Below are 24,680 nucleotides of genomic sequence, written 5' to 3' on the forward strand. Positions count from 1 at the left end.
AAGACCTGCATTCACATGTCGAAGAAGTCGCGCTCCAAACTCTGGTTTCTCGTCCACAGCTGGCTGGCATTGCCCATCTGGTTTTTTGTACTGATCGTCTGCGTCACCGGCACCCTGGCAGTGGTCAGCCAGGAGATCGTCTGGCTGGCGAACCCGGATATCCGCGCAAGCAAGCCCTCGGATGACGCCGAACCCCTGAGCTATGACCAGGTCATCAGCGCCATCAAGCGCGCCGAACCCCAGGTGATCGTGCAATCCTTCAGCCGGCCGGACGAATCGCACTTTGCCTTGAGTGTCGACCTCAGCTACCCCGACGGCCGTTCGGTGGAGGTCTACGTCAACCCTTACACCGGCGCGATTCAGGGCATCAGCCCGGCGTTCGACTTCCGCCAGTTCACCCGCGCGCTGCACGGGTGGTGGCTGGTGCCGTTCACCAACGGTTTCAGCTGGGGCTGGTACCTGGTGTCGCTGCTTGGCTTGCCGCTGCTGGCCTCCCTGGTCACGGGGCTGGTGGTGTACAAGCGTTTCTGGAAAGGCTTTTTCAAGCCAACCCTGCGCATACGCCACGGCGCGCGGATCTTCTGGGGAGACTTCCACCGGTTGAGCGGTATCTGGTCGATCTGGTTTATCGCGGTAATTTCCATCACCGGCACCTGGTTCCTGATCCAGGCAATCCTGAGCGACAACCAGATTTCCATATCCAGCGCGCCTGTGGTCCCGGTGATTGCGCGGGAGAAAGTCCCCACGTCGGCGCCCGGCGTGCCGGCGCCGATGATTCCCGTGGACGAAGCCATCGCGATCGCCACCCAGCGTATACCGGGCCTGGAAGCGAGTTTTGTGAGCCTGCCGCTCAATGCCTACAGCCACCTGCAAGTGGGCGGCCGGGGCTGGTACCCGCTGATGTTCCAGACCGCACAAATCAACCCGTACAACGGTGAAATCGCCTCCTCGCACCTGCTCTCCGACCGTTCCAGCCTGGAGTTCGTCACCGAATCCATGCGCCCCCTGCACACCGGCGATTTCGGCGGGATCTGGATCAAGCTGATCTGGGCCTTCTTCGGCCTGGTGCTGAGCATGATGGTGCTGAGCGGCCTGCTGATCTGGACCAAACGCACGGCACTGGCCACCCTCAATGCGCTCAAGCGCGAAGCCAAGGCACAGCGCCAACCGGTTTCAATCCAGGCGTTGCAGGCTGAAACCTCGGAGGGCAGCCGATGAGCAAGGTCGCCGCTGTACCGCCTTCACCGCTGCGCGCCTTTTGGCTGAAATGGCGCTTCCATATCAATGTGCTGCTGTTGTTGATACCGCTGGGGTTCATGCCCAAATACTTTGCCGACGCCGCATTGTTTCGCGGCGACACCGGCCTCGGTGAGCGAATAGTCGGCGACGTGCAGGTCGGGCCCTGGAGCCTGACACTCGCCGAGTTCCGCAACGAAGGGCCGCTTCCGGACCCGGCCGGCCCGATGAAGTTTTTCAACGCAGCCCTGTGCGATACCTGCGCCAAGCAGGTCAAGGCGACCTACCTGCGCATCGGCAAGCCGCGCAGCCTGCGGGCTGCCGGGGTGATCTTCTTTGGTACGCCGTACCGCATGGGCGCTGCGCTACCCGTCCCGGAACGCACGCCTGCCGACGCCGAACTGTGGGTCACCATGGAAGGCTGGGACGGCAGCATGCATCAGGGTTCCATTGCGCTGAGCAAGGCCTCACCCGCCACCCTTGCCTGGCTGAAAGAGAGAGGTGTTAAACCATGACGTTGACCCAACTGACCCGCGCAGGTGTTGCGCTGTTGCTGGGTGCCGGTTTCAGTACCGTTGCCCTGGCCCATAACCCGATGTGCGAATGCAAGGAAATCCCCGGTGAGCAAATCCAGTGCACCGGCGGTTTCTCCGACGGCAGCGGCGCGCCGGGCGTAACCCTGGACGTGATCGGCTACGACGAAAGCATCCTCCTGCCCGGCAAGCTCGGCGCGGATTCGACCCTGACCTTCAAGAAGCCGTCGGCTGAGTTCTACGTGCTGTTTGACGCAGGCCCGGGCCACGTGGTGGAAATCGACCAAGCGGATATCCAGCCTCAATGAGCACGACACAGGTTGTACGCCCCGCCGGTGCCGGGCATGAAACGCTCTACGTCCTGCTGCTGTGCCTGATCATTCTCGCGGTCGCCGGCACGGTGGTGGCCTTGCACGGTGAAACCCAGGAAGTGGTCGCCGTGCCCAGCCATCAACTGGATGCGCGCCGCGACTTGAGCGCCGCCGAGCAAGGCATCTATGCCGACCTGCGGGTGACTCTGGACGAAATACACCTGTTGCAGCAGGAGCAGAACGCCCTGCCGACGCCTGAACAACTGGCCGAAGAAGGCTTCGCACCGTTTGCCCAGGACGCCAGTTCGGTCAGCCGTGGTGACCATCGCTGGCAATTGCTTGAGCCTTCGGCCTACCTGGGCGTGAGCCAGACGCCCGCCACAAGCGGCTCGCTGCTGATGCGCGTGCACGGCGCCGAGCCGGACATCTGGCTCAACCGTCAGGCCAACCTAGCCCCTCCTTCCGACCTGACTGACCCGGCGCTGATTGCCGCCGGTTGGCAGCAGGTGGTCACGCAATTCGATGCCGGCGTGACCCGCCAGCACCGTCACTGAACGAGAAGACCGATTGCCCATGTTTACTTCATCTCCCCTGTTGCGCCTGTTGCTGGTCAGCCTGCTCAGCGTGATGCTGGCTCCGTTGGCGAACGCCGAGGCGGCTAAACGCCTGAAGATCGGTATCACCCTGCATCCTTATTACAGCTACGTCGCCAATATCGTCGGTGACAAGGCCGAAGTGGTGCCGCTGATACCCGCAGGCTTCAACCCGCACGCCTATGAGCCGCGCGCCGAAGACATCAAGCGCATCGGCACCCTGGATGTGATCGTGCTCAACGGCGTTGGCCATGACGACTTTGCCGACCGCATGATCGCCACCAGCGAGCGCCCGGACATTCCGGTGATCGAGGCCAACGCCAACGTGCCGCTGCTGGCAGCCACCGGTAATGCCGCGCGCGGTGCGGGCAAGGTGGTCAACCCGCACACGTTCCTGTCGATCAGTGCGTCGATTGCCCAGGTCAACAACATCGCCCGCGAGCTGGGCAAACTCGACCCCGACAACGCCAAGACCTACACCCAAAACGCCCGCGCCTACGGCAAACGCCTGCGTCAGATGCGCGCCGACGCCCTGGCCAAGCTGACAAGCGCGCCCAACCCGGACCTGCGCGTGGCCACAGTGCACGCCGCCTACGACTACCTGCTGCGCGAATTCGGCCTGGAAGTGACGGCCGTGGTCGAGCCCGCGCACGGCATCGAGCCCAGCCCGAGCCAGCTGAAAAAAACCATCGACGAACTGCGCGCCCTGGACGTGAAGGTGATCTTCTCGGAGATGGACTTCCCGTCCACTTACGTCGACACCATTCAGCGTGAGTCCGGGGTCAAGTTGTACCCGCTGTCGCATATTTCCTACGGCGAATATTCCGCTGAAAAATACGAAGTGGAAATGACCGGCAACCTCAACACTGTGGTGCGGGCGATTCAGGAGTCTGGGGCATGACGGCGGCGGAACACTTGAAAGTGGCCAGCGTTGGCCCGACGCTCGATTTCGACAGGGTATCGCTGACCCTCGGCCGCACGCTGATCCTGGATAACGTGAGCTTCAACGTGCAACCGGGCAGCATCCATGCGCTGGTCGGCCCTAACGGCGGCGGCAAAAGCTCGTTGATCAAAACCCTGCTGGGTCAAACACCGCATCAAGGGCAATTGCGTTTGCACTGGCCGGCCGCCGTGGGCACTGTTGGTTATGTGCCCCAGGCTCTGGAGTTCGACCGGGGTTTGCCGATGACGGTCGACGATTTCATGGCCGCCATGTGTCAGCGGCGTCCGGCGTTTCTTGGCGTGTCCAGACATTACGCTGCCGCGATTGGCGAAGCCCTTGAGCGGGTCGGCATGCAGGACAAACGCAAACGCCGCATGGGCGCGCTGTCTGGCGGCGAACGTCAGCGCGTGCTGCTCGCCCAAGGCCTGATCCCAACACCGCAATTGCTGGTGCTGGACGAACCAATGTCGGCCCTCGATGAAGCCGGTATCCAGGTCTTCGAGCGCTTGTTGAATGACTGGCGCCTGGCCGGGATCACCGTGCTGTGGATCGAGCACGACCTGGAAGCCGTCCGGCGTCTGGCGGATCGCGTCACCGGCCTGAATCGCCGCGTGTTATTCGACGCCACGCCTGAAGCGGCGCTGACGCCGGACCGCCTGCTCACCCTGTTCTCCACTCACCCACGGAGCCCGGCGCAATGAGTTATGAAGCGTTTCGCTTGATGGTCCAGGGCTGGGCCTCTTCAGGGTACCTGCCGGAAGCACTGGCCTATGGCTTTGTGGTCAACGCGCTGCTCGCCGGGCTGCTGATCGGCCCGGTACTGGGCGGCCTGGGCACGCTGGTGGTGGTCAAACGCTTCGCGTTTTTCTCCGAAGCCGTTGGCCATGCTGCGCTGACCGGCGTGGCCGTGGGCATTTTGCTCGGTGAACCCTACACCGGGCCTTACGGCGCACTGTTTGGTTACTGCCTGCTGTTCGGCATCCTGCTCAATTACCTGCGCAACCGCACCGGGTTGGCGCCGGATACCTTGATCGGCGTGTTCCTCTCGGTGTCGCTGGCATTGGGCGCGAGTTTGCTGCTGATTCTGGCGGGCAAGATCAACGTGCACATTCTGGAAAACGTGCTGTTCGGCTCGGTGCTGACGGTGAACGGCAATGACCTGCTGGTGCTGGCGATTGTCGGCTCGCTGGTGATGGCCCTGGCGCTGCCGCTGTACAACCGCATCATCCTCGCCAGCTTCAACCCGCAACTGGCGGCGGTGCGCGGGGTGGCGGTGAAGACTCTGGACTACCTGTTTGTGATCCTGGTGACGCTGATCACCGTGGCGGCGGTCAAGGTGATCGGCGCGATTCTGGTGGGTGCGTTGCTGGTAATTCCAGCCGCGGCGGCACGCCTGCTGAGCCAGTCGCTCAAAGGCTTCTTCTGGGTCTCGGTGGTGATCGCCACGGTCAGCACCCTGTGCGGCATTCTGCTGCCGATCATCTTCGACCTGCCCATCCCGTCCGGCGCCGCGATCATTCTGGTGGCCGGTATCGCCTTCGCCTTCGCCGCCATCGCGCGCGGCACTGTGCCCAGCCTCAAAGGGAATCTTGGATAATGCGCCCTGCCTTTCACCCACTGGCCATCATCATTGCGTGTTTGATCAGCACTTCGGCGCTGGCCACCGATGGTTTTGACCCAAAGGAATTCAAAGTCAATCAAGGCCTCGGCCATGCGGCCCTGACCAAGGCCAAAAAACCGGTCACGGTCCTGGCCTCGCTGCCCATTACTTACGGGCTCGCCGACGTGCTGCTGAAAAACACCGATGTGCACCTTGAGCGCGCCGCGCCGGCCAACCTGCCCGGCTCGCGTCAGGTGGCCTACTTCACCGGCCGCGGTGCTCCGGCGTTGAATGCACTTGCCTGGGAAGCCGACGCGGCCATCGGCTTGCGCTCGTTGTGGGCGGACGACCCGCTTTACCCGGTGGCGCGCCGCGCGAATATCCGCATTGTCGAGGTGGACGCCGCACGCCCGGTGGACGGCGGCTTGCCGGGTATCGCGGTGCAACCCGGCACTGTCGATGGCTTGAACAGCCAGCCTTGGCAGTCGAGCAACAATATGGGGCGCATGGCCGATGTGATGGCCGCAGACCTGAGCCGTTTGGCGCCCGCCGCCAAGCCGAAGATAGACGCCAACCTCGCCGCCCTCAAACAGCGCCTGCTCAAGCTCAATGCCGACAGCGAAGCGCGGCTGGCCAAGGCGGACAACCTGAGTGTGGTCAGCTTGAGCGATCACTTCGCCTACCTGGTGAGCAGCTTGAACCTGGAAGTGGTCAGCACCGACGCGCGGCCAGATACCGACTGGACGCCCGAGGCCTTGCAGACGCTGAGTAGCACGTTGAAAGACAGCGACGTGGCGTTGGTGCTGCATCATCGCCAGCCCAGTGAGGCCGTGAAAGCCGCAGTGGCGGCAGGCGGCGCACAGCTGGTGGTGCTCAATGTCGACAGCGCCGACCCGGTAACAGAGCTGGAAACCAATGTGGGTCAGGTGATCAAAACGCTTGCCCCTTGATGTCTGGCTAAACCCTACCCTGTGGTGATCCGGCTGGTTGTGGTGAGCGGGCTTGCCCCGCGTTGGGCTGCGAAGCGGCCCTGACAGGACAGCCACGTTCCTCCAGGTAAAATTTCGGTGACATGTTTGGGGCTGCTTCGCAGCCCAACGCGGGGCAAGCCCGCTCGCCACAGCAAACTGGCCAACCACGACAATCCCTGCTCAATACAGATCAACATAGAGCCCTTTAAATCACATCCACGCCCACATGAATCGCATCATGGCGCCAGAACTCCAGGTCGCAGTCGATCAGCCGTTGGTTCTGGTCATAGTTGACCCGAGCGATGCGCAGGCCCGGGCTGCCCACCGAAACGCGCAACGCGGCGGCGGCTTCCACCGGCAATGACGTGGGCACAATTTCAAAGCGCACTCGCCCGTAATGCAGGTTGTACTTGCGGGCATACAGTTCGGTCATCGACTGGTTCAAATCACACTCCAGAATCCCCGGAAAGTACTGCGGGTTCAGGTAGTGCTCCACATACAGCACCAGTCGCCCATCGATGCGCCGGCCCCGGCAGATCTGGATCACGCTCGACAATGCCGGCAACTGCAACCACGCACACACCGCTGCCGACGCCGGTTGCAGCCGCGCCGAAATCACCTCGGTCACGGCCACCCGCCCCTGCTCGCTGACCATCGCGTGAAAGTGGCTGCGTTGCATCAGGTTGTAGGCCAGCCGTGGCGGCGAGACAAACCAGCCACGACGCTCCTCGCGGTAAATTTGCCCTTGGGCCTCCAGTTGTAACAAGGCTTCCCGCACCGTAATGCGCGTGGTACCAAACAACTCGCTGAGCTTGCGCTCGGCGGGCAATTTACTTCCAGGCGGCAACAGGCCGTGGTCGATCTGCTCCTGCAGCGCCAGACCGATAGAGGTCACCGCCTTGATTGCCTCATCACGCATCAACATTACCTATCTGGACTAGACCAGCACCGCTCAGGTGCACACACCGCGCGCTATTTGGGCGTCTGCTGCTGCATGCCAGCCTAGGCATTACAGATGACCGACAGATGACAGTCCGTGTCCACCTCCCGCAGCACACCCTGCAATACATCGGCCAAGTCCAGGGCCTGCGGGCACTTGGGCATGGTCTACGCTGAGTCTGAACTGAGCGACAAAAGCGCTTTAAAAACGACATCGACATGAAACTGTCATCCATCGAGCCTAAATTGGCTCAGGTATTGCTGACCTAGACCAACACCACCGCAATCGTTCATAAAAGCGCAGCGTTGAAAACGCCCAAAGGAGCTTCGGATGAAACAGCTTTTCCTGGCATCACTGTTAGGCTCGACCATTGCCATGTGCACCGCCGCCATGGCCGCTGATACCGATTTGAAAACCCTGGAAGCCGCCGCAAAAGCGGAAGGCGTCGTGAACAGCGTCGGCATGCCCGATGACTGGGCCAACTGGAAAGGCACCTGGGATGACCTGGCCAAAATCTACGGCCTCAAGCACATCGACACCGACATGAGCTCGGCCCAGGAAATCGCCAAGTTTGCCGCCGAGAAAGACAACGCCAGCGCCGACATCGGTGACGTCGGCGCCGCCTTCGGCCCGATTGCGGTGAAACAAGGTGTTGCCCAACCGTACAAACCGACCACTTGGGCACAAGTGCCGGATTGGGCGAAAGACAAGGACGGCAACTGGGCATTGGCCTACACCGGCACCATCGCCTTTATCGTCAACAAAAAGCTGCTGCACGGCTCCGAAGCGCCAAAAAGCTGGGCTGACCTGAAAACCGGTAAATACAAAGTCTCGATTGGTGACGTCAGCACCGCCGCCCAAGCCGCCAACGGCGTGCTGGCTGCTGCGCTGGCCAATGGTGGCGACGAGAAAAACATCCAGCCTGCGCTGCTGATGTTTGCCGAGATCGCCAAGCAAGGTCGCCTGTCGCTGGCCAACCCGACCATCGCCACCATGGAAAAAGGCGAAGTCGAAGTGGGCGTGGTCTGGGACTTCAACGGCCTGAGCTACAAGGCAAAGATGGCCAACCCGGATGACTACGTGGTGCTGATCCCATCGGACGGTTCGGTGATTTCCGGCTACACCACCATCATCAACAAATACGCCAAGCACCCGAACGCCGCCAAGCTGACCCGTGAATACATCTTCAGCGACGCCGGCCAGATCAACCTGGCCAAGGGTAATGCACGTCCGATTCGTGCCGAGCACCTGACCCTGCCGGCGGATGTACAGGCCAAGCTGTTGCCGAACGAGCAGTACAAAAAAGTAACGCCGATCAAAGATGCCGACGCATGGGAGAAAACTTCCAAGGCCCTGCCGCAGAAGTGGCAGGAAGAAGTCATCATCAATATGCAGTAAGGCCTTCAACCCACATTGGATGTCCACTGGAGATCCAATGTGGGTGGGGTTTGTGTGGGAGCGGGCTTGCTCGCGAAAGCGGTGGTTCAGTGAAATGAATGTTGCCTGGAATACCGCTTTCGCGAGCAAGCCCGCTCCCACATTTTCTCCCCCGTTCCTCCAGAGAAACCGAGTCAAGCCTACTGCTGCGGAGCCCGCCCCCTATGAAGCACAACGTCATCCTTGTGGTGCTCGACGGCCTGAACTACGAGGTTGCCCGACATGCCATGGGGCATCTGCAGGCCTACATCGGCGCAGGACGCGCAGCGCTTTACAAACTGGACTGTGAACTGCCGTCTCTGTCGCGGCCGTTGTATGAATGCATCCTCACCGGCGTGCCACCGATCGACAGCGGCATCGTCCACAACAATGTCTCGCGCCTGTCCAATCAGCGCAGCATTTTCCATTACGCCACCGACGCCGGTCTCACCACAGCGGCGGCGGCTTATCACTGGGTCAGCGAGTTATACAACCGCACGCCCTTTATGGCCGCGCGGGATCGTCATACCGACGACAAGGCGCTGCCGATCCAGCACGGGCATTTCTACTGGAATGACCACTACCCCGATTCCCACCTGTTCGCCGACGCCGAAAGCCTGCGCCGCAAACACGCGCCGAATTTTCTGGTGGTGCACCCGATGAACATTGATGACGCCGGCCACAAACATGGCCTCGATACGCCGCAATACCGCAACAGCGCGCGCTCGGCCGACATCATCCTCGCCGACTACCTGCAAGGCTGGCTCGACGCCGGCTACCAGGTGCTGGTGACCGCCGACCACGGCATGAACAACGACCGCTCGCACAACGGCGTACTGCCGGAAGAACGCGAAGTGCCACTGTTCGTGCTGGGCTCGGCCTTCAGCTTCGACCCTTCTGCCAGACCTGAGCAAACCGAGCTGTGCGGCACTGTGTGCGAACTGCTCGGCGTGCCCCACGACAAACCTGTATGCCGGGAGCTGTTGAAGTGAATTCCCTAACCCGTGGCAAATGGCTGGCGATCCTGTGCCTGGTGCCGTTTGCGCTGTTCTTTATCGTGTTCGAAATCGCCCCGCTGGTGTGGGTGTTGATCAACAGCCTGCAATCGGAAGAATTCGGCTGGGGCCTGGCCAACTTCACCAAAATCTTCAGCTCGAAGTTCTACTTGCAGGCCATCCAGTACAGCCTGGAGATCAGCTTCTACTCCAGCGTGTTCGGCATCATCATCTCGGTGCTCGGCAGCTATTCGTTACGCCGCGTCGATGGGCGACTGCGCAACTTCGTGACCGCGTTTGCCAACATGACCAGCAACTTTGCCGGCGTGCCATTGGCCTTCGCCTTCATCATTTTGCTCGGCTTCAACGGCAGCATCACGATCATGCTCAAGCAGGCCGGGATCATTCAGGACTTCAACCTGTATTCCAAGACCGGCCTGATCATCCTCTACACCTACTTCCAGATTCCGTTGGGCGTGTTGTTGCTCTACCCAGCCTTTGACGCACTGCGTGAAGACTGGCGCGAATCGGCGTCGTTGCTCGGCGCCAACGGCTGGCAGTTCTGGCGTCACATTGGCCTGCCGGTACTGACCCCTGCCCTGCTCGGCACCTTTGTGATTCTGCTGGCCAACGCCCTCGGCGCCTATGCCACGGTGTACGCGCTGACCACCGGCAACTTTAACGTGCTGCCCATTCGTATCGCGGCGATGGTCTCCGGCGACATTTCACTGGACCCGAACATGGCCAGCGCCCTGGCCGTGGTGCTGGTGGCACTGATGACCGTGGTCACCGTGGTCCATCAACTGCTGCTCAAGAGGAGCTACCATGTCTCGCGCTGAAGCCGGCCCGGCCTCCCTCTACCATCGGGTAGTGGTGTATGTGTTGTTTGCGATTTTGGTATTGCCGCTGGCGGGCACCTTTGTCTACTCCATTGCCAGCAGTTGGTCGGCCACCGTGCTGCCGGCCGGCTTTACCGTGAAGTGGTATGTGCAGTTGTGGAGCGACCCGCGCTTTCTCGCGGCTTTCGGCCAATCGCTGCTGGTGTGCGTGGGTGCGCTGATCCTGTCGGTGGTGCTGATTTTGCCGCTGCTGTTCGTGGTGCATTACCACTTTCCACGGCTCGACGCGCTGATGAACATCCTGATTCTGCTGCCCTTTGCGGTGCCGCCCGTGGTGTCGTCGGTAGGTTTGCTGCAACTCTACGGCTCCGGGCCACTGGCGATGGTGGGCACGCCGTGGATTCTGATCGGCTGCTATTTCACCGTGGCGCTGCCGTTCATGTACCGCGCGATCACCAATAACCTGCAAGCCATCAACCTGCGTGACCTGATGGACGCCTCGCAACTGCTCGGCGCCAGCACTTGGCAGGCGGCAATCTTCGTGGTGCTGCCCAACCTGCGCAAAGGCCTGATGGTCGCATTGCTGCTGTCGTTCTCGTTCCTGTTCGGGGAGTTTGTGTTCGCCAACATCCTGGTGGGCACCCGCTACGAAACCCTGCAGGTGTACTTGAACAATATGCGCAACACGAGTGGCCACTTCACCAGTGCCATCGTGATTTCCTACTTCTTCTTCGTGCTGGTGCTGACCTGGGCCGCCAATATCTTGAACAAGGACAAAAGCCAATGAGCTTCGTCAGCGTCCAACACCTGCAAAAAGGCTACGCCGGCACCCCGGTGTTCAGTGACATCAACTGCGAGATCGCCAAGGGCGAATTCGTCACCCTGCTCGGCCCGTCCGGTTGCGGCAAGTCCACGCTGCTGCGCTGCATCGCCGGCCTGACGCCGGTAGACAGTGGCCAAATTCTGCTGGATGGGCAGGACATCGTTCCGCTGAGCCCGCAGAAACGCCACATCGGCATGGTGTTCCAGAGCTACGCGCTGTTCCCCAACATGACCGTTGAACAGAACGTCGCCTTCGGCCTGCGCATGCAAAAGGTCAACGCCGACGACAGCCACAAGCGCGTTCAGGAAGTGCTGCAACTGGTTGAACTCAAGGACCTCGCCGGGCGCTACCCGCACCAGATGTCCGGTGGCCAGTGCCAACGCGTGGCCCTCGCCCGCTCGCTGGTGACCCGCCCGCGCCTGTTGCTGCTGGATGAGCCGCTGTCGGCGCTGGATGCACGGATTCGCAAGCACCTGCGCGAACAGATCCGCCAGATCCAGCGAGAGCTGGGCCTGACCACGATTTTTGTGACCCATGATCAGGAAGAAGCCCTGACCATGTCAGACCGCATCTTCCTGATGAACCAGGGCAAGATCGTGCAGAGCGGCGATGCCGAAACCCTCTACACCGCGCCGGTGGACGTGTTCGCCGCAGGCTTCATCGGCAACTACAACCTGCTCGATGCCGACAAGGCCAGCCAACTGCTGCAACGCCCGATCAGCGGGCGCATCGCGATTCGCCCGGAAGCCATCGAGCTGAGCCGCAGCGGCCAACTCGACGCGCTGGTGCGCAGCCACAGCCTGCTGGGCAACGTGATTCGTTACCGCATCGAAGCGCGCGGCGTGGAATTGGTGGTCGATGTGCTCAACCGCTCTGCCGACGATTTGCACCCCGACGGTCAGCGCCTGGCACTTTCCATCGATCCAAGCGCCTTGTGTGAGGTAGCCTGAGGCCGCTGTGTATATAGAGGACATATGACTGATGGCACTGGTAATTTTTGATCTGGACGAAACGCTCATTCATGGCGACTGCGCCACCCTGTGGAGCGAGCAGATGGGCCGCTTGGGCTGGGTCGACGCTGAGTCGTTCATGCGCAAGAACGACGAACTGATGGCCGCCTACAGCCAGGGCAAGCTGGCCATGGAGGACTTCATGGACTTCAGCCTGGAGCCGATGATCGGCCGCACACCGGAAGAAATCGAGCATTTGGTAGAACCTTGGGTCGAGGACGTGATTGAGCCGCTGATCTACAGCGACGCCACCAAGACCATCTCCCGCCACCGTGCGAATGGCGACCGGATTCTGGTGATTTCTGCGTCGGGCACGCACCTGGTCGAACCGATTGCGGCGCGCATCGGTATCGATGAGGTGCTGGGGATTGATCTGGAGGTCAGCCATGGCGTGTACAGCGGCCATACCGTGGGCGTACTGACGTATCGCGAAGGCAAGATCACCCGCTTGCTGGCGTGGCTGGAGCAGGAAGGTGAGACGCTGGAAGGGGCGTATTTCTATTCGGATTCGCGCAATGACTTGCCGCTGCTGTTGAAGGTGGATCACCCGCAGGTGGTGAACCCGGATCCGGTGTTGCGTGAGCATGCGGAACAAGCTGGCTGGCCAGTCCACCACTGGACCTGACACTGACCGCTCAAAATTGAAATGAGGTCAAAATGTGGGAGCGGGCTTGCTCGCGAATGCGGTATGCCAGATGAAATATTCTTCACTGAGACACCGCATTCGCGAGCAAGCCCGCTCCCACAGTGACTGCATTTCAAGCTGAAATCAGCTCACGCTCTCGTCAATCACCAAAACAAGCTTCCCGGAAATCTGATTGGTCGCCAGCTCGGCAAACGCCGCTTCGGCATCCTTGATCGGGAACGTCTTGGCCAGTTGCGGGCTCAGTCGGCCCTCGGCAAACAGCGGCCACACATGCTGGCTCAAGTCACTGAACAGGTCTGCCTTGAACTGATCGCTGCGGCTACGCAAGGTCGAGCCGAGCAACTGGATGCGCTTGCCCAGCACCTGCGCCAGGTCCAGTTGCGCATCGCGCCCGCCCATCAAACCGATCAACACCCATCGACCATCCAGCGCCAACAGCTTGAGGTCCAGTGCCGCGTAGCTGCCACCCACCGGGTCGAGGATCACGTCGAACGGCCCAAAGTCGCGCAGCCCCTCAATGCCGTCAGTACGCACCACGCCGCCCTGTGCGCCGAGCGCCTCGCAGTACGCCAGACGTTGCGCCGAGCCGACGCTGACCCAGCACGGGCTGCCAAACGCCTTGCACAACTGGATCGCCGCTGAACCCACGCCGCTGGCGCCGGCATGCAGCAACACTTTTTCGCCGGGTTTGAGGCCCGCCAGTTGGAACAGGTTGAGCCATGCGGTGCTGTACACCTCAGGCAATGCTGCGGCTTCGATCAGCGACAAACCTTCCGGCACTGGCAGCACGTGGCGCGCGTCCACCACCACTTCTTCGGCCATGCCGCCACCGGCCAGCAGCGCGCAAACGCGATCGCCGACCTGCCAGGACGACCCCGCGCCGACCTCGCTGATCACTCCGGAGCACTCAAGCCCCAGCACATGGCTGGCGCCCGGCGGGGGCGGATAGAGCCCCGAACGTTGCAATAAATCGGCGCGATTGAGGCCCGCTGCCGCCACTCGAATGCGAACTTGGCCTACATCACAGGTAGGACGGGCTTCATCCAACCACTCCACGTGACCGTCAACGCCTTGCAATGCTTTCACAGTGCCTCCATAGTGACTCTGGACTGAGCCCGTAGCTGTAGCACCGGGCTTTTTGCATTATGCGACCGGACCATATGGAACCGGCTCCCTCAAAGACGGCCTAATATGCGTTATCAATTGCCCCCGCGTCGAATCAGCATGAAGCATTTGTTCCCAAGCACCGCCCTCGCTCTTTTCATTGGTCTCGGCTTCGCGTCGACCTCGACCAATACGTTCGCAGCCAACAGCTGGGACAACCTTCAGCCTGATCGCGATGAGGTGATTGCCAGCCTTAACGTTGTCGAGTTGCTCAAGCGCCATCACTACAGCAAGCCGCCGCTGGACGACGCTCGCTCGGTGATCATCTATGACAGCTACCTCAAGCTGCTGGATCCATCGCGCAGCTACTTTCTGGCCAGCGATATCGCTGAGTTCGACAAGTGGAAGACCCAGTTCGACGACTTCCTCAAAAGCGGCGACCTGCAGCCCGGCTTCACCATCTACAAGCGTTACCTGGACCGCGTGAAAGCGCGACTGGACTTCGCCTTGGCAGAGCTGGACAAGGGCGTCGACAAGCTCGACTTCACCCAGAAGGAAACCCTTCTGGTGGATCGCAAGGACGCGCCCTGGCTGACCAGCACCGCCGCGCTCGACGACCTGTGGCGCAAACGCGTCAAGGACGAAGTGCTGCGCTTGAAGATCGCTGGCAAAGAGCCGAAGGCCATTCAAGAGCTGTTGACCAAGCGCTACAAGAATCAGCTGGCACGTCTGGATCAGACCCGTGCCGAAGATATCTTCCAGGCTTACATCAACACCTTCGCGATGTCCTACGACCCGCACACCAATTATCTGTCGCCGGATAACGCGGAAAACTTCGATATCAACATGAGTCTGTCGCTGGAAGGCATCGGTGCCGTCCTGCAAAGCGACAACGACCAGGTGAAAATCGTGCGTCTGGTGCCGGCAGGTCCTGCAGACAAGACCAAGCAGGTTGCCCCGGCTGACAAGATCATCGGCGTTGCCCAGGGCGACAAAGAGATGGTCGATGTGGTCGGCTGGCGCCTGGACGAAGTGGTCAAGCTGATCCGCGGGCCGAAAGGCAGCGTGGTGCGCCTGGAAGTGATTCCGCACACCAACGCGCCGAACGATCAGACCAGCAAAATCGTTTCGATTACTCGCGAAGCGGTGAAGCTCGAAGACCAGGCCGTGCAAAAGCAGATCCTCAACCTCAAGCAGGATGGCAAGGACTACAAGCTGGGCGTTGTTGTGATTCCAGCGTTCTACCTGGACTTCAAGGCGTTCCGTGCCGGTGACCCGGACTACAAGTCCACCACCCGCGACGTCAAGAAAATCCTGACAGAGCTGCAGAAAGACAAAGTTGACGGCGTGGTCATTGACCTGCGCAATAACGGCGGCGGTTCCCTGCAGGAAGCCACCGAGCTGACCAGCCTGTTTATCGACAAGGGCCCGACCGTGTTGGTACGCAACGCTGACGGCCGTGTTGACGTGCTGGAAGACGAGAACCCGGGCGCTTTCTACAAAGGGCCAATGGCATTGCTGGTCAACCGCCTTTCGGCTTCGGCTTCGGAGATTTTCGCCGGCGCCATGCAGGACTACCACCGCGCGTTGATCATCGGTGGCCAGACCTTCGGTAAAGGCACTGTGCAGACCATTCAGCCGCTGAACCATGGCGAACTGAAACTGACCATCGCCAAGTTCTACCGGGTTTCCGGGCAGAGCACCCAGCACCAGGGCGTGCTGCCGGATGTCGACTTCCCGTCGGTCATCGACACCAAGGAAATCGGCGAGAGCGCCCTGCCGGAAGCCATGCCGTGGGACACTATCCGTCCTGCGATCAAGCCTGCATCGGACCCGTTCAAGCCGTACCTGGCCGAGTTGAAAGCGGACCATGATGCTCGCTCCGCCAAGGATGCCGAGTTCGTGTTTATCCGCGACAAGCTGGCCTTGGCCAAGAAGCTGATGGAAGAGAAAACCGTCAGCCTCAATGAAGCGGACCGCCGTAAGCAGCACGCCGACATCGAGAATCAGCAACTGGTGTTGGAGAATATTCGCCGCAAAGCCAAGGGCGAGGATCCACTCAAGGAACTGAAGAAAGAAGACGACGATGCACTGGCGGCCGAACCGGAAAAAGTTAAACCGGAAGACGACGCTTACCTGTCCGAAGCGGGCCGGACACTGCTGGACTACTTGAAGATCAGCAAGCAGGTGGCCAAGCAGTAAACGATGGCAAATTAATGTGAGCGCTCCTCGGAGTGTCATCATATAGACATCATTCTGTCGTGAAATGAAGGACCGCAGGCTCATCGCCTGCGGTCCTTTTTTTTCGATCGAGATCACCATGACCATGAACGAACAGCTGAATGCATTGGGCTCAATCCTGGCTCAAGGCAGTTTGCACAGCCTGTTCCAACCGATCATCTGTTTATCCGAACGACGCATTCTCGGCTATGAAGCCCTCAGCCGTGGCCCTTCCAACAGCCCCCTGCACTCCCCCGTCGCCCTGTTTTCGGTGGCGAGCCACGCCGGGCGCCTCAGCGAACTGGAAATGGCCTGCCGCGAAAGCGCGTGCCGGCGGTTCAGCGAACAGAAGTTGCCAGGCAAGCTATTCCTGAATATCTCGCCGGAATCCCTGATGGAAACCGCGCACCAGCCAGGGCGCACGCTGCAACTGCTGCGCGACTTCGGCATTCCACCGAGCCAGGTGGTGATCGAACTTACCGAACAAACCCCCACCGATGATTTCGACCTGCTGCAAACCGCCCTGCACCATTACCGCGACATGGGTTTTGCCATCGCACTCGATGATTTGGGCGCCGGTTACTCCAGCCTGCGTTTGTGGTCGGAGCTGCGGCCGGATTACGTGAAGATCGATCGGCATTTCATCGACGGCATCCACCAGGACGCGCTCAAGCGCGAATTTGTCGGTTCGATACTGCAAATTGCCAAGGCATCTCGGGCGCAGGTGATTGCCGAAGGCATCGAGTTACCAGAGGAATTGGCAGTGCTGACGGAAATGGGCGTCGATCTGGTTCAGGGTTACCTGCTGTGCCGTCCGCAGGAACAGCCGCCACAAGAAGCGCGCCTGATGCTGCCCAAACCGGACACCGCCAACATCGCCCTCAGTGAAGAAGCCAGCGACCTCAGCGCCCTGCTCATCGAACAGCCTGCGGTGGACCAGGACACCGCCACCGCCCAGGTGCTGGAATCGTTTCGCCGCCAGGCCAACCTCAATTCCCTGGCGGTGCTGGACGGGCGTGGTCACCCAGTGGGCATCGTGCATCGGCATTCGTTGTCTGATGCACTGCTCAAGCCCTTCGCTACCGATTTGTTCGCACGCAAACCGATCAGCCGCCTGATGAGCGATGACTTCCTGGCGGTGGAGTTGAGCCAGTCCTTGCAACAGGTCAGCCGCCTGCTCACCAGCCGCGCGCGTCAACGCATTGAAGAAGACTTCATCATCACGCTCAACGGCGATTATTTGGGATTGGGTCGGGTGATCGATGTGCTCAAGCTGATCACCGAGCTGAAAATCCAACAGGCGCGGTACGCCAACCCGCTGACGTTGCTACCCGGCAACGTGCCGATCCAGCAGTGCCTGACGCGTCTGTTACAGCAGCAACGCGAGTCGGTGATCTGTTACGTGGACATCGACAGCTTCAAGCCGTTTAACGATATCTACGGCTACGGGCGTGGGGATGAAGTGTTGCTGTGCCTGGCGCAGTGCCTCAACGACCGGGTCGATCCCAGCCGCGACTTTGTCGGGCATATCGGCGGCGATGACTTTTTGCTGGTGCTGGGCCCGCAGGATTGGCGCAAACGGCTCAACCAGTTGCTGGACGACTTCCACACCCAATGTCGGCGCTTCTACCGCGCTGAACACCTCGACGCCGGATGCTTCGTGGCGCTGAACCGCCAGGGTGTGCGTCAGGAGTTTGCGTTGTTGTCACTGTCGATTGGTGTGGTGCATCTCTATCCACAGGCGTGTGGGCAACTTGATGCCAGCCAACTGGCAGAGCTGGCGTCGCAGGCCAAGCACCATGCCAAGAACATCGCCGGCTATAGCATCCATGTGATCGACAGCCTGGAGATGCTGCCCCAGACGCTTTAGGCCTCGGCCGATTCGGGATACTCATACTCGAACACGCGCACCACTTCCGAAGCATGCCAGGACGCGGCGGCCACGCCATCGGATGGCCCGCTGAAACGCCCCAGGCGCTCCACGCACTCAAAGAAACCGGTACGCGGCAGGCGACTGGCGCCCTGGCTGATCACCAGTGAACTGCGCAACGGCTGCTCAGCCTTGGCGTCCAGCGCGGCCAGGTGTTCAAGGGCGGAGGCCAGGGTTTGCATCGCCGGTGTGGGGAATTGCAGGCGCTCCAGCAACGCGCGGTAGGTCAGCAGATGCCGCTGACGGCGCGCCTGATCCAGTTCGTTGATTAACCCGTCCCAGTGTTGACGACTGATACGTAGGCTCAAGATTCATCCCTCCAACCTGCCACGCCCAATTCCCAGGCCAGGCTGCGGCGTATCGCGGCATCCGGCTGGCGTTCACCACTTTCGATCAATCCGAGATACGAGGGGCTGATGCCCACAGTGCGGGCCAGGGTTTCGACGGCCAGGCCTTTGGCTTCGCGCAGGCCGCGCAGGTCTGCGAGCGGTCGCAGTTCCTGTGCGGGGGCGGCGGTGACAGAGGGAGATGGAGCAAGCGTGGGTTGCTGCTGACCGGCTGCTTTTAGTAGCGCCTGGTACGTGTCCCATGGCAACACCGCGTACTCGGGTTCGCCTTCGCGTGAAATGATCTGAATATCCATGTCTGCCCCGTAGGATAACAACACTTACTAAGTAAGTTCTTTCCTTAGAAGTGTAATCCTAACAGCCACAAAGGTCGCAGGGGGATATACGTGTCATCGGTTTTTTTGCGGGTTTTCCTCAGCCAGTAGTGCAGGCGTCGCTGGGAGGCGCTCAACCACCGCAAGCTTTTCCGGGCGCTGGGCGTCACGCCAGGCGCGAAAGGCGCTCAGTTCGCCGTCCAGTGTCTTCATGACCCAGGCCAGCACGGCGATGTCGTCGAGCATACCGAACATGGGGATGAAGTCCGGGATCGCATCAATCGGACTGAGAAAGTACATCAGCCCCGCCACCACCGAAATCAGCGCCTTGGGGCTGATCGCCCGGTACTCGCCGCGCCAGTAAGCAAGGCACAGGGCCTGGAGCAATTTGAGATCATCCTTGAGCTTGCCCAGGCGATTGCCCTGGCTTGAGCCTTTGGCAGCCACGGCAAACAGCAGCGTTGGCAAACGGCCACGACCGAGCAAGCGCGCGGCCATGGGCAGGAAACGGGTGAAATTGAAGGGTGGTTTCATTCGTCACTCCAGTTCCAGGCGACATAAAAGGTTATCCACACAAATTGTGGATAACCTTGTGAACAGAGCCTGTTTTTTTGGCTGAAAGCCACGGACTACAAGGCGTACAGTCAGATCGGGCGTTTTTTGCGCACATAAGAAAAACCCAAGATTTCATTGACTTGGCGGTTATGTGCGGCTACCCGTGCTCAGGTCTTACATCAGACTGTGGCAGGTTGAGGATGTTCGATTGGATTTGGGGGGGGGCATATCCGTTGCTGCGGTGATGGCTGATAGGGGTTCCGCTCTTACAGCGGGTCACTTTTGGCAAACGCCGGGAATGCCGGCCCAGCCAAAAGTAACCAAAAGGTCTTCGCCCCACCACTCGGTGCCTCGGATCAAGATCAAAATCTAAAGCACGGTGGCCTAGCAGCCGACCTGAGTGGTTGAATCAAAGGCGCTGTTTTTGCGAGGGCGGATCGCGTTCTTCCTGATGTATTAAGATCAACTGTGGGAGCGGGCTTGCTCGCGAAGGCGGTGTGTCAGTTGATGGATTTGGTGGCTGACCCACCGCATTCGCGAGCAAGCCCGCTCCCACAGTTTTGACCGAGTAAGACTTCAATACCTCCACACACTGAATCCCGCTTTTGATCCAACCACTCAGGTCGGCTCTCAGGCCGCCGTGCTCTTGCTTTTGATCTTGCTTTTGATCTTGATCTCAGACGCCCCGTAAACCACGATGGCCGAACGCAGGCTTGAAACCGTGGGTAACCCGGCAGGACGCCGGGTTAGCCGCGCTGGGCCAAGGATGGCCCATCGCGGCGGCCCACGGTTTCAAGCCGGAGTGAGGGCACACCGAGCCATAGCGAGGTGCCAAGTGGTGGGGCGGAGCGTTTTTGGTTACTTTTTGCGCTCTTCAAAAAGTGACCCGCTGTAAGAGCGGAACCCATATCAGCCATCACCGCAGCAACGGATATACACTTAAAAAGCAAACCCCCAACCAAGCACAAACAACAACGCCCCGTCGAAACGGGGCGTTGTATGTGTCCAGCCGCTAGTTACTTCTTGGCGGCAGGTGCAGCAGGTGCAGCCGGAGCGTCAGGAGCCTCAGCCTTGGCCGGGTCCTTGATCCCCAACAGTTCCAGATCAAACACCAACACCGAGTTGGCTGGAATCGCCGGGCTCGGGCTCTGTGCGCCGTAGGCCAGATCAGACGGAATGTACAACTCAACCTTCTCGCCAACGTGCATCAGTTGCAGGCCTTCGACCCAACCTGGAATCACGCCGCTGACCGGCAGGTCAATCGGGCTGCCGCGATCCACGGAGCTGTCAAAGGTAGTGCCGTTGGTGAGCTTGCCGGTGTAGTGAACAGTCACTACGTCGGTAGGCTTAGGCTGAGGGCCGTCGGCCTTCTTCACGATCTTGTACTGCAGACCGGAAGCAGTGGTGACTACGCCGTCTTTCTTGGCGTTCTCTTCGAGGAATTTCTTGCCGGCGGTTGCCGACTCTTCGCTCATTTTGGTCATGCGTTCTTCTGCACGCTTCTGCAGTGCGGCAAACGCTTCAACCAGCTCGTCGTCTTTCAGCTTCTGCTCTTTCTTGCCAACGGCATCTTCGATGCCTTGGGCTACCGCTTTGGAGTCCAGGTCATCCATGCCTTCTTGGGCAAGGCTTTTGCCCATGTTCAGGCCGATGCCGTAGGAAGCTTTCTGCGCCGGGGTTTTCAGCTCTACGCTGGTCTGCGAATCACAACCCGCAAGTACCAGGCTAACCAGGGCCACCGCCGCCGCCAACCGATGCTGTTTCATGCTATTTCCTTGTTCGTGCGCCAAAAGGGCATTCGAGTAAAGTCGCGAGCTTATCAGGCGGCCACGACCAATGGCTACCGGCATCTGAGGGGGAAACTGCTGATAAGTTCACGTGTTTAAAAGCAATTTCATTCATGATGGTGGCCCGCGATGGATCGCGGCACACCTCAAGACCAACTTACTGGCCACTTGCCGCACTCGTGGTGCAATGGCATAAGAACGCAACAACTCGACAAGGACCGTTATCTTGCGCATTTTTTTTCGTGTATTACTTCTGATACTCATAGCCTCCGGCCTGCTACTGGCGGTGCTGCTCTATTACACCCTCAACCCCAAGCTGCCGGATTACACCCCGGTGGAGCAGGTGCACTACCAGGATCAATGGAGCGCCGCCGACCGCCAGACCTACTACTTCACGCCCCAGGGCACCCAGGTAAAGGGCCTGCATTACGACTGGTTCACCGCCCTCGAACTGCCGTTCTCGGACAAGCGTTTTGCCACGCCGCAGTACCTGGCGCGCTTTGGCTTTCTGGTCGACCCCAGGCAAGTCCCGACAGCGCAAAACCCCGGCAACCTGCCCGTGGGTTTTGCACGGCACCAGAACGCCGGCAGCACCGTTGAATACCTGGACATCACCTGCGCCGCCTGCCACACCGGCGAGTTGCATTTCAAAGGCCAGGCTCTGCGCATCGATGGCGGCTCAGCCCAACATGTGCTGCCGTCCAGCGTGCCGACCTTGCGCGGTGGCAGTTTTGGCCAGGCGCTGGTCGCCAGCCTTGCTGCCACCTATTACAACCCGTGGAAATTCGAGCGCTTCGCCCGCCAGGTACTCGGCGATCGCTACGATGCCGAACACAGCCAACTGCGCCAGGACTTCAAGCAGTCGCTGAACCAGTTCCTCAAAGTCGCCTGGAACGATACCCACCGCGGCCTCTACCCCACCGAAGAGGGCCCTGGCCGCACGGACGCATTCGGCCGCATCGCCAACGCCAGTTTCGGCGACGCCATCTCCCCGCAGAATTACCGCGTCGCCAACGCGCCGGTGGATTACCCGCAACTGTGGGATATCTGGACCTTCGACTGGGTGCAATGGAACGGCTCGGCCCAGCAACCGATGGCGCGCAATATCGGCGAAGCCCTCGGCGTTGGCGCCACCCTGACCTTTTTCGACAGCGCCGGCCAACCCCTGCAAGGCGATGCGCGCTACCAGTCCAGCGTGCGCGTGCGCGACCTGAACCTGATCGAAGAAACCCTGCAACGCCTCAAACCGCCGACCTGGCCCGAAGACCTGTTCGGGGCCGTCGACAAACCCCTCGCTGCCAGCGGCCGCACATTGTTCGCCGAGAACTGCGCCGGTTGCCATGTCCCCACCATCACCCAGGAAAATGGCCGCCCGGTGCAGCAGTTGAAAATGCTCCCGGTGGACTACATCGGCACAGACCCCAATGCCGCCAGCAATATCGCCGACCAACGCTATGACCTCAGCGCCTTGCACTGGGACCCGGCGGAATTGGCAAGGCTCAACGTCGAATTGCACCCCACGCCGACCGAACCACTGGACCTGAAAAAAATGTCCGTGGCCAAGGGCCTGGCGTACGTCACCGCCTTCGTCGAGGACCGCGCCTACCGCGCCGCCGGGGTGACTCCCGCCGAGCGCCCGCGCCTGGACGGCTACGGCCTGCCCATCGGCGTGCGCGAATTGCGCGCCTACAAGGCGCGGCCACTGACCGGTGTGTGGGCCACCCCGCCGTTTCTGCACAACGGCTCGGTACCGACGATCTACCAACTGCTCTCGCCTCAGGACGAGCGCAGCACCACTTTCTATAAAGGCACTTTCGACTACGACCCGCGCCACCTGGGCTTCCAGACCGCCGCGTTCAAGAACGCCTTTATGTTCGACACACACCTCACCGGCAACCACAACAGCGGCCACGAATTCCGTGCCGGCAAACGTGGCAACGGCGTGATCGGCCGCAGCTTGCTGCCGCAGGAACGCCTGGCGCTGCTGGAATACCTCAAAGTGCTGGGCGGCCCGCTGGAGCAACAGTTGCCATGATTATTCGATCGCAATACACCGAACGTTCCCCTCTCGCACGCCTCTGGCTGGCCTTGGGCAGGTTTCTCGGCAAAACCCTGCTGTGGCTGGTGGGCCTGGGTTTACTCGGTTGGCTGGCGGCGACCGCCTGGTTCGCCTGGCAACACAGCGGCCCGGTGTCGCCGAATGAACAGGTGCCACCCGGTGAAGCGGCGATGACCCAAGGCATCATCCAGACCGCCGTGCGCATCGTCGATCAGCACCGCGAAGGCACGCGCTACTTGCGCGACGCTCACGCCAAGGCCCACGGCTGCGTAAAAGCCCAAGTCAGTGTGCTGGCAGACCTCGACCCGGCCCTTCGCCAAGGCGTGTTCGCCGAGCCTGGAAAAACCTGGCAAGCGATGATGCGGCTGTCCAACGGCAATGCCTACCCGCAGTTCGACAGCATCCGCGACGCACGCGGCATGGCGCTCAAGCTGCTGGATGTACCGGGCAAACAGCTGATGGCCGACCAACAAACGCGCACCGAACAAGACTTCGTGATGTTCAGCCACCCGAACTTTTTTGTCAGCGATGTGGCCGAGTACGCGCAAAACGTTGCCGCCCAAGCGGATGGCAAAAAAGTCCTGGCATTCTTCCCCAAGGCTGACCCACGCAGCTGGCAGGTACGCCACCTGTTTATCGCCCTGGCGACCCTGGCACCGGCACCCGCCAGCCCGACCCAGACCACCTACTTTTCAGTTTCGCCCTACAAGTTTGGCGCAGCCAACGCCAAGTTTCGTGTTGCCCCCGACCCGCAAAATTGCCCGCAATACACGCTGCCAAAACAGAACGAGGACCTGCCGAATTTCCTGCGCAGCGCCCTGAACCAGCAACTGTCCACCGACCGTGTACCGGCGTGTTTCGTGTTGCAGGTTCAGCGCCAGAACCCGCAGAAATTCATGCCGATCGAAGACACCAGCATTGAATGGAAGGAAAGTGATGCGCCTTATGAAACCGTGGCCACCGTGAAAATCCCGGCCCAGGATTTCGACACCCCGGCCCTGAACCTGGCGTGCGATAACCAGTCATTCAACCCTTGGTTCGGGCTGGAAGAACACCGCCCCATCGGCGGCATCAATCGGTTGCGCAAGGCGGTATATGAAGCCGTCAGCGATTACCGTCACAGCCGCAACACGCCATAAAGAGTCCGTAAAAACAGGCTCGCCGCCGTAAGGATCGCGTCGGGTCTATTGAGCGGCATGCACCTCGCCTCTAACGTGACTGCCTACCCCATCATCGCGCAGGAAGTCACCGTGGAGAGTTCAACGCTCGGCATGCTCGTACTGACCATCATTGCCGTGTTCGGCACCGCCTCGTTCTGCTTTGAGCACTTGGCGGCGCGCCAGCCGCGCAAGAAAAAGATAAACCGACAAATCGCAGACGAAAAAAAACCCGCTCAATGAGCGGGTTTTCTGTGGTGACCTGGCGTTCAGTGTTCCAGGTTACCGAATATGGCGCAGCGGACGGGACTCGAACCCGCGACCCCCGGCGTGACAGGCCGGTATTCTAAC

General features: G+C 60.5%; 25 protein-coding genes. 19 read left to right on the top strand and 6 right to left on the bottom strand.

All coding sequences use genetic code 11. From position 1 onward, the window contains the following. The first annotated feature begins 15 nt into the window (after positions 1-15). From Q7C20_RS11410 to Q7C20_RS11445, 8 genes are read left to right on the top strand one after another with little or no spacing between them, the layout of a single operon-like run. Positions 16-1,218, top strand: a complete 1,203-nt coding sequence (locus Q7C20_RS11410; RefSeq protein WP_375067373.1) for a PepSY-associated TM helix domain-containing protein — start codon at positions 16-18, stop codon at positions 1,216-1,218. Beyond that, on the top strand, positions 1,215-1,751 hold the full coding sequence (locus tag Q7C20_RS11415; RefSeq protein ID WP_375067374.1) for a thiamine pyrophosphate-binding protein: 537 nt from the start codon (positions 1,215-1,217) through the stop codon (positions 1,749-1,751). Before Q7C20_RS11410 ends, Q7C20_RS11415 begins: the two co-directional genes overlap by 4 nt. Next, positions 1,748-2,077, top strand: coding sequence for a hypothetical protein (locus Q7C20_RS11420; protein ID WP_375067376.1), 330 nt, complete (start codon positions 1,748-1,750; stop codon positions 2,075-2,077). The genes Q7C20_RS11415 and Q7C20_RS11420 overlap by 4 nt, the downstream gene beginning before the upstream one ends. Then, entirely contained in the window at positions 2,074-2,634 is a 561-nt protein-coding gene (locus Q7C20_RS11425) for a DUF6162 family protein (protein WP_375067377.1), read from the top strand. Before Q7C20_RS11420 ends, Q7C20_RS11425 begins: the two co-directional genes overlap by 4 nt. A 19-nt stretch (positions 2,635-2,653) precedes the next feature. After that, entirely contained in the window at positions 2,654-3,574 is a 921-nt protein-coding gene (locus Q7C20_RS11430) for a metal ABC transporter substrate-binding protein (RefSeq protein WP_375067379.1), read from the top strand. After that, on the top strand, positions 3,571-4,317 hold the full coding sequence (locus Q7C20_RS11435; protein ID WP_375067381.1) for a metal ABC transporter ATP-binding protein: 747 nt from the start codon (positions 3,571-3,573) through the stop codon (positions 4,315-4,317). The genes Q7C20_RS11430 and Q7C20_RS11435 overlap by 4 nt, the downstream gene beginning before the upstream one ends. After that, positions 4,314-5,213 (top strand): metal ABC transporter permease, encoded by a 900-nt coding sequence (locus Q7C20_RS11440; protein WP_375067382.1) that lies wholly within the window; start codon positions 4,314-4,316, stop codon positions 5,211-5,213. The genes Q7C20_RS11435 and Q7C20_RS11440 overlap by 4 nt, the downstream gene beginning before the upstream one ends. Further along, positions 5,213-6,166: a metal ABC transporter solute-binding protein, Zn/Mn family gene (locus Q7C20_RS11445; protein WP_375067383.1), complete on the top strand. Its 954-nt coding sequence runs from the start codon at positions 5,213-5,215 to the stop codon at positions 6,164-6,166. Before Q7C20_RS11440 ends, Q7C20_RS11445 begins: the two co-directional genes overlap by 1 nt. Before the next feature lie 226 nt (positions 6,167-6,392). On the opposite strand, the gene Q7C20_RS11450 is transcribed toward Q7C20_RS11445, so the two are convergent. Continuing rightward, entirely contained in the window at positions 6,393-7,106 is a 714-nt protein-coding gene (locus tag Q7C20_RS11450; protein ID WP_375067385.1) for a UTRA domain-containing protein, read from the bottom strand. A 351-nt stretch (positions 7,107-7,457) separates the two neighbouring features. On the opposite strand from Q7C20_RS11450, the gene Q7C20_RS11455 reads away from it, so the two are divergent. From Q7C20_RS11455 to Q7C20_RS11480, 6 genes are all read left to right on the top strand, one after another. Beyond that, the gene (locus tag Q7C20_RS11455) at positions 7,458-8,525 is read left to right on the top strand and encodes an ABC transporter substrate-binding protein (RefSeq protein WP_375067386.1); all 1,068 of its coding nucleotides are present in this window, start codon (positions 7,458-7,460) and stop codon (positions 8,523-8,525) included. Positions 8,526-8,728: 203 nt separating this feature from the next. Continuing rightward, positions 8,729-9,535, top strand: coding sequence for an alkaline phosphatase family protein (locus Q7C20_RS11460; protein WP_375067388.1), 807 nt, complete (start codon positions 8,729-8,731; stop codon positions 9,533-9,535). Beyond that, on the top strand, positions 9,514-10,377 hold the full coding sequence (locus Q7C20_RS11465; protein WP_375067390.1) for an ABC transporter permease: 864 nt from the start codon (positions 9,514-9,516) through the stop codon (positions 10,375-10,377). The genes Q7C20_RS11460 and Q7C20_RS11465 overlap by 22 nt, the downstream gene beginning before the upstream one ends. After that, positions 10,364-11,164: an ABC transporter permease gene (locus tag Q7C20_RS11470; RefSeq protein WP_375067391.1), complete on the top strand. Its 801-nt coding sequence runs from the start codon at positions 10,364-10,366 to the stop codon at positions 11,162-11,164. Before Q7C20_RS11465 ends, Q7C20_RS11470 begins: the two co-directional genes overlap by 14 nt. Then, positions 11,161-12,150: an ABC transporter ATP-binding protein gene (locus Q7C20_RS11475; RefSeq protein WP_375067393.1), complete on the top strand. Its 990-nt coding sequence runs from the start codon at positions 11,161-11,163 to the stop codon at positions 12,148-12,150. Before Q7C20_RS11470 ends, Q7C20_RS11475 begins: the two co-directional genes overlap by 4 nt. Positions 12,151-12,181: 31 nt before the next feature. Further along, the gene (locus Q7C20_RS11480) at positions 12,182-12,835 is read left to right on the top strand and encodes an HAD family hydrolase (protein ID WP_375067394.1); all 654 of its coding nucleotides are present in this window, start codon (positions 12,182-12,184) and stop codon (positions 12,833-12,835) included. Positions 12,836-12,979: 144 nt separating this feature from the next. On the opposite strand, the gene Q7C20_RS11485 is transcribed toward Q7C20_RS11480, so the two are convergent. Further along, positions 12,980-13,942: a zinc-binding dehydrogenase gene (locus Q7C20_RS11485; protein WP_375067395.1), complete on the bottom strand. Its 963-nt coding sequence runs from the start codon at positions 13,940-13,942 to the stop codon at positions 12,980-12,982. 138 nt (positions 13,943-14,080) lie between these two features. Between Q7C20_RS11485 and Q7C20_RS11490 the strand changes: the two genes are divergently transcribed. Both Q7C20_RS11490 and Q7C20_RS11495 read left to right on the top strand, forming a co-directional pair. Then, positions 14,081-16,162 (top strand): carboxy terminal-processing peptidase, encoded by a 2,082-nt coding sequence (locus Q7C20_RS11490; RefSeq protein WP_348054752.1) that lies wholly within the window; start codon positions 14,081-14,083, stop codon positions 16,160-16,162. A 118-nt stretch (positions 16,163-16,280) separates the two neighbouring features. Then, positions 16,281-18,050 carry a bifunctional diguanylate cyclase/phosphodiesterase gene (locus tag Q7C20_RS11495; protein WP_375067397.1) on the top strand — a complete coding sequence of 590 codons (1,770 nt, stop codon included), beginning with the start codon at positions 16,281-16,283 and terminating at the stop codon, positions 18,048-18,050. Here the strand turns inward: Q7C20_RS11495 and Q7C20_RS11500 are convergent. The 4 genes from Q7C20_RS11500 to Q7C20_RS11515 all read right to left on the bottom strand — a co-directional run bounded on the left by Q7C20_RS11500 (position 18,047) and on the right by Q7C20_RS11515 (position 21,092). Further along, a complete protein-coding gene (locus Q7C20_RS11500) occupies positions 18,047-18,418 on the bottom strand; it encodes a hypothetical protein (protein WP_375067398.1) in 372 nt (123 codons plus the stop codon). The two genes, Q7C20_RS11495 and Q7C20_RS11500, sit on opposite strands and share 4 nt — an antisense overlap. Next, positions 18,415-18,753, bottom strand: a complete 339-nt coding sequence (locus Q7C20_RS11505; protein WP_375067399.1) for a multiprotein-bridging factor 1 family protein — start codon at positions 18,751-18,753, stop codon at positions 18,415-18,417. The genes Q7C20_RS11500 and Q7C20_RS11505 overlap by 4 nt, the downstream gene beginning before the upstream one ends. Before the next feature lie 93 nt (positions 18,754-18,846). Further along, entirely contained in the window at positions 18,847-19,305 is a 459-nt protein-coding gene (locus Q7C20_RS11510) for a YkvA family protein (protein ID WP_375067401.1), read from the bottom strand. A gap of 1,037 nt (positions 19,306-20,342) precedes the next feature. Beyond that, positions 20,343-21,092 (bottom strand): FKBP-type peptidyl-prolyl cis-trans isomerase, encoded by a 750-nt coding sequence (locus Q7C20_RS11515; RefSeq protein ID WP_348062634.1) that lies wholly within the window; start codon positions 21,090-21,092, stop codon positions 20,343-20,345. A 247-nt stretch (positions 21,093-21,339) separates the two neighbouring features. Here Q7C20_RS11515 and Q7C20_RS11520 point away from each other — a divergent pair, with 247 nt between their 5' ends. The 3 genes from Q7C20_RS11520 to Q7C20_RS11530 are packed head-to-tail and all read left to right on the top strand — an operon-like array spanning position 21,340 to position 24,572. Further along, positions 21,340-23,148: a di-heme-cytochrome C peroxidase gene (locus Q7C20_RS11520; protein WP_375067404.1), complete on the top strand. Its 1,809-nt coding sequence runs from the start codon at positions 21,340-21,342 to the stop codon at positions 23,146-23,148. Further along, positions 23,145-24,311 (top strand): catalase family protein, encoded by a 1,167-nt coding sequence (locus Q7C20_RS11525; RefSeq protein ID WP_375067406.1) that lies wholly within the window; start codon positions 23,145-23,147, stop codon positions 24,309-24,311. The genes Q7C20_RS11520 and Q7C20_RS11525 overlap by 4 nt, the downstream gene beginning before the upstream one ends. A gap of 57 nt (positions 24,312-24,368) precedes the next feature. Further along, entirely contained in the window at positions 24,369-24,572 is a 204-nt protein-coding gene (locus tag Q7C20_RS11530) for a hypothetical protein (RefSeq protein WP_375067407.1), read from the top strand. Positions 24,573-24,680: the final 108 nt, after the last annotated feature.

Origin of the sequence: Pseudomonas sp. AMR01 (assembly GCF_041946035.1) — a bacterium.
Taxonomy (GTDB): Bacteria; Pseudomonadota; Gammaproteobacteria; order Pseudomonadales; family Pseudomonadaceae; genus Aquipseudomonas; species Aquipseudomonas antarctica_B.

Excerpts from the sequence above, each read along its gene's own strand:
- Q7C20_RS11470 (WP_375067391.1), top strand. The coding sequence starts at position 10,364 with ATGTCTCGCGCTGAAGCCGGCCCGGCCTCCCTCTACCATCGGGTAGTG.
- Q7C20_RS11440 (WP_375067382.1), top strand. The coding sequence starts at position 4,314 with ATGAGTTATGAAGCGTTTCGCTTGATGGTCCAGGGCTGGGCCTCTTCA.
- Q7C20_RS11450 (WP_375067385.1), bottom strand. The coding sequence starts at position 7,106 with ATGCGTGATGAGGCAATCAAGGCGGTGACCTCTATCGGTCTGGCGCTG.
- Q7C20_RS11530 (WP_375067407.1), top strand. The coding sequence starts at position 24,369 with ATGCACCTCGCCTCTAACGTGACTGCCTACCCCATCATCGCGCAGGAA.
- Q7C20_RS11465 (WP_375067390.1), top strand. The coding sequence starts at position 9,514 with ATGCCGGGAGCTGTTGAAGTGAATTCCCTAACCCGTGGCAAATGGCTG.
- Q7C20_RS11460 (WP_375067388.1), top strand. The coding sequence starts at position 8,729 with ATGAAGCACAACGTCATCCTTGTGGTGCTCGACGGCCTGAACTACGAG.
- Q7C20_RS11505 (WP_375067399.1), bottom strand. The coding sequence starts at position 18,753 with ATGGATATTCAGATCATTTCACGCGAAGGCGAACCCGAGTACGCGGTG.
- Q7C20_RS11435 (WP_375067381.1), top strand. The coding sequence starts at position 3,571 with ATGACGGCGGCGGAACACTTGAAAGTGGCCAGCGTTGGCCCGACGCTC.
- Q7C20_RS11525 (WP_375067406.1), top strand. The coding sequence starts at position 23,145 with ATGATTATTCGATCGCAATACACCGAACGTTCCCCTCTCGCACGCCTC.
- Q7C20_RS11480 (WP_375067394.1), top strand. The coding sequence starts at position 12,182 with ATGGCACTGGTAATTTTTGATCTGGACGAAACGCTCATTCATGGCGAC.
- Q7C20_RS11415 (WP_375067374.1), top strand. The coding sequence starts at position 1,215 with ATGAGCAAGGTCGCCGCTGTACCGCCTTCACCGCTGCGCGCCTTTTGG.
- Q7C20_RS11515 (WP_348062634.1), bottom strand. The coding sequence starts at position 21,092 with ATGAAACAGCATCGGTTGGCGGCGGCGGTGGCCCTGGTTAGCCTGGTA.
- Q7C20_RS11455 (WP_375067386.1), top strand. The coding sequence starts at position 7,458 with ATGAAACAGCTTTTCCTGGCATCACTGTTAGGCTCGACCATTGCCATG.
- Q7C20_RS11510 (WP_375067401.1), bottom strand. The coding sequence starts at position 19,305 with ATGAAACCACCCTTCAATTTCACCCGTTTCCTGCCCATGGCCGCGCGC.
- Q7C20_RS11490 (WP_348054752.1), top strand. The coding sequence starts at position 14,081 with ATGAAGCATTTGTTCCCAAGCACCGCCCTCGCTCTTTTCATTGGTCTC.
- Q7C20_RS11430 (WP_375067379.1), top strand. The coding sequence starts at position 2,654 with ATGTTTACTTCATCTCCCCTGTTGCGCCTGTTGCTGGTCAGCCTGCTC.
- Q7C20_RS11420 (WP_375067376.1), top strand. The coding sequence starts at position 1,748 with ATGACGTTGACCCAACTGACCCGCGCAGGTGTTGCGCTGTTGCTGGGT.
- Q7C20_RS11475 (WP_375067393.1), top strand. The coding sequence starts at position 11,161 with ATGAGCTTCGTCAGCGTCCAACACCTGCAAAAAGGCTACGCCGGCACC.
- Q7C20_RS11445 (WP_375067383.1), top strand. The coding sequence starts at position 5,213 with ATGCGCCCTGCCTTTCACCCACTGGCCATCATCATTGCGTGTTTGATC.
- Q7C20_RS11425 (WP_375067377.1), top strand. The coding sequence starts at position 2,074 with ATGAGCACGACACAGGTTGTACGCCCCGCCGGTGCCGGGCATGAAACG.
- Q7C20_RS11495 (WP_375067397.1), top strand. The coding sequence starts at position 16,281 with ATGACCATGAACGAACAGCTGAATGCATTGGGCTCAATCCTGGCTCAA.
- Q7C20_RS11410 (WP_375067373.1), top strand. The coding sequence starts at position 16 with ATGTCGAAGAAGTCGCGCTCCAAACTCTGGTTTCTCGTCCACAGCTGG.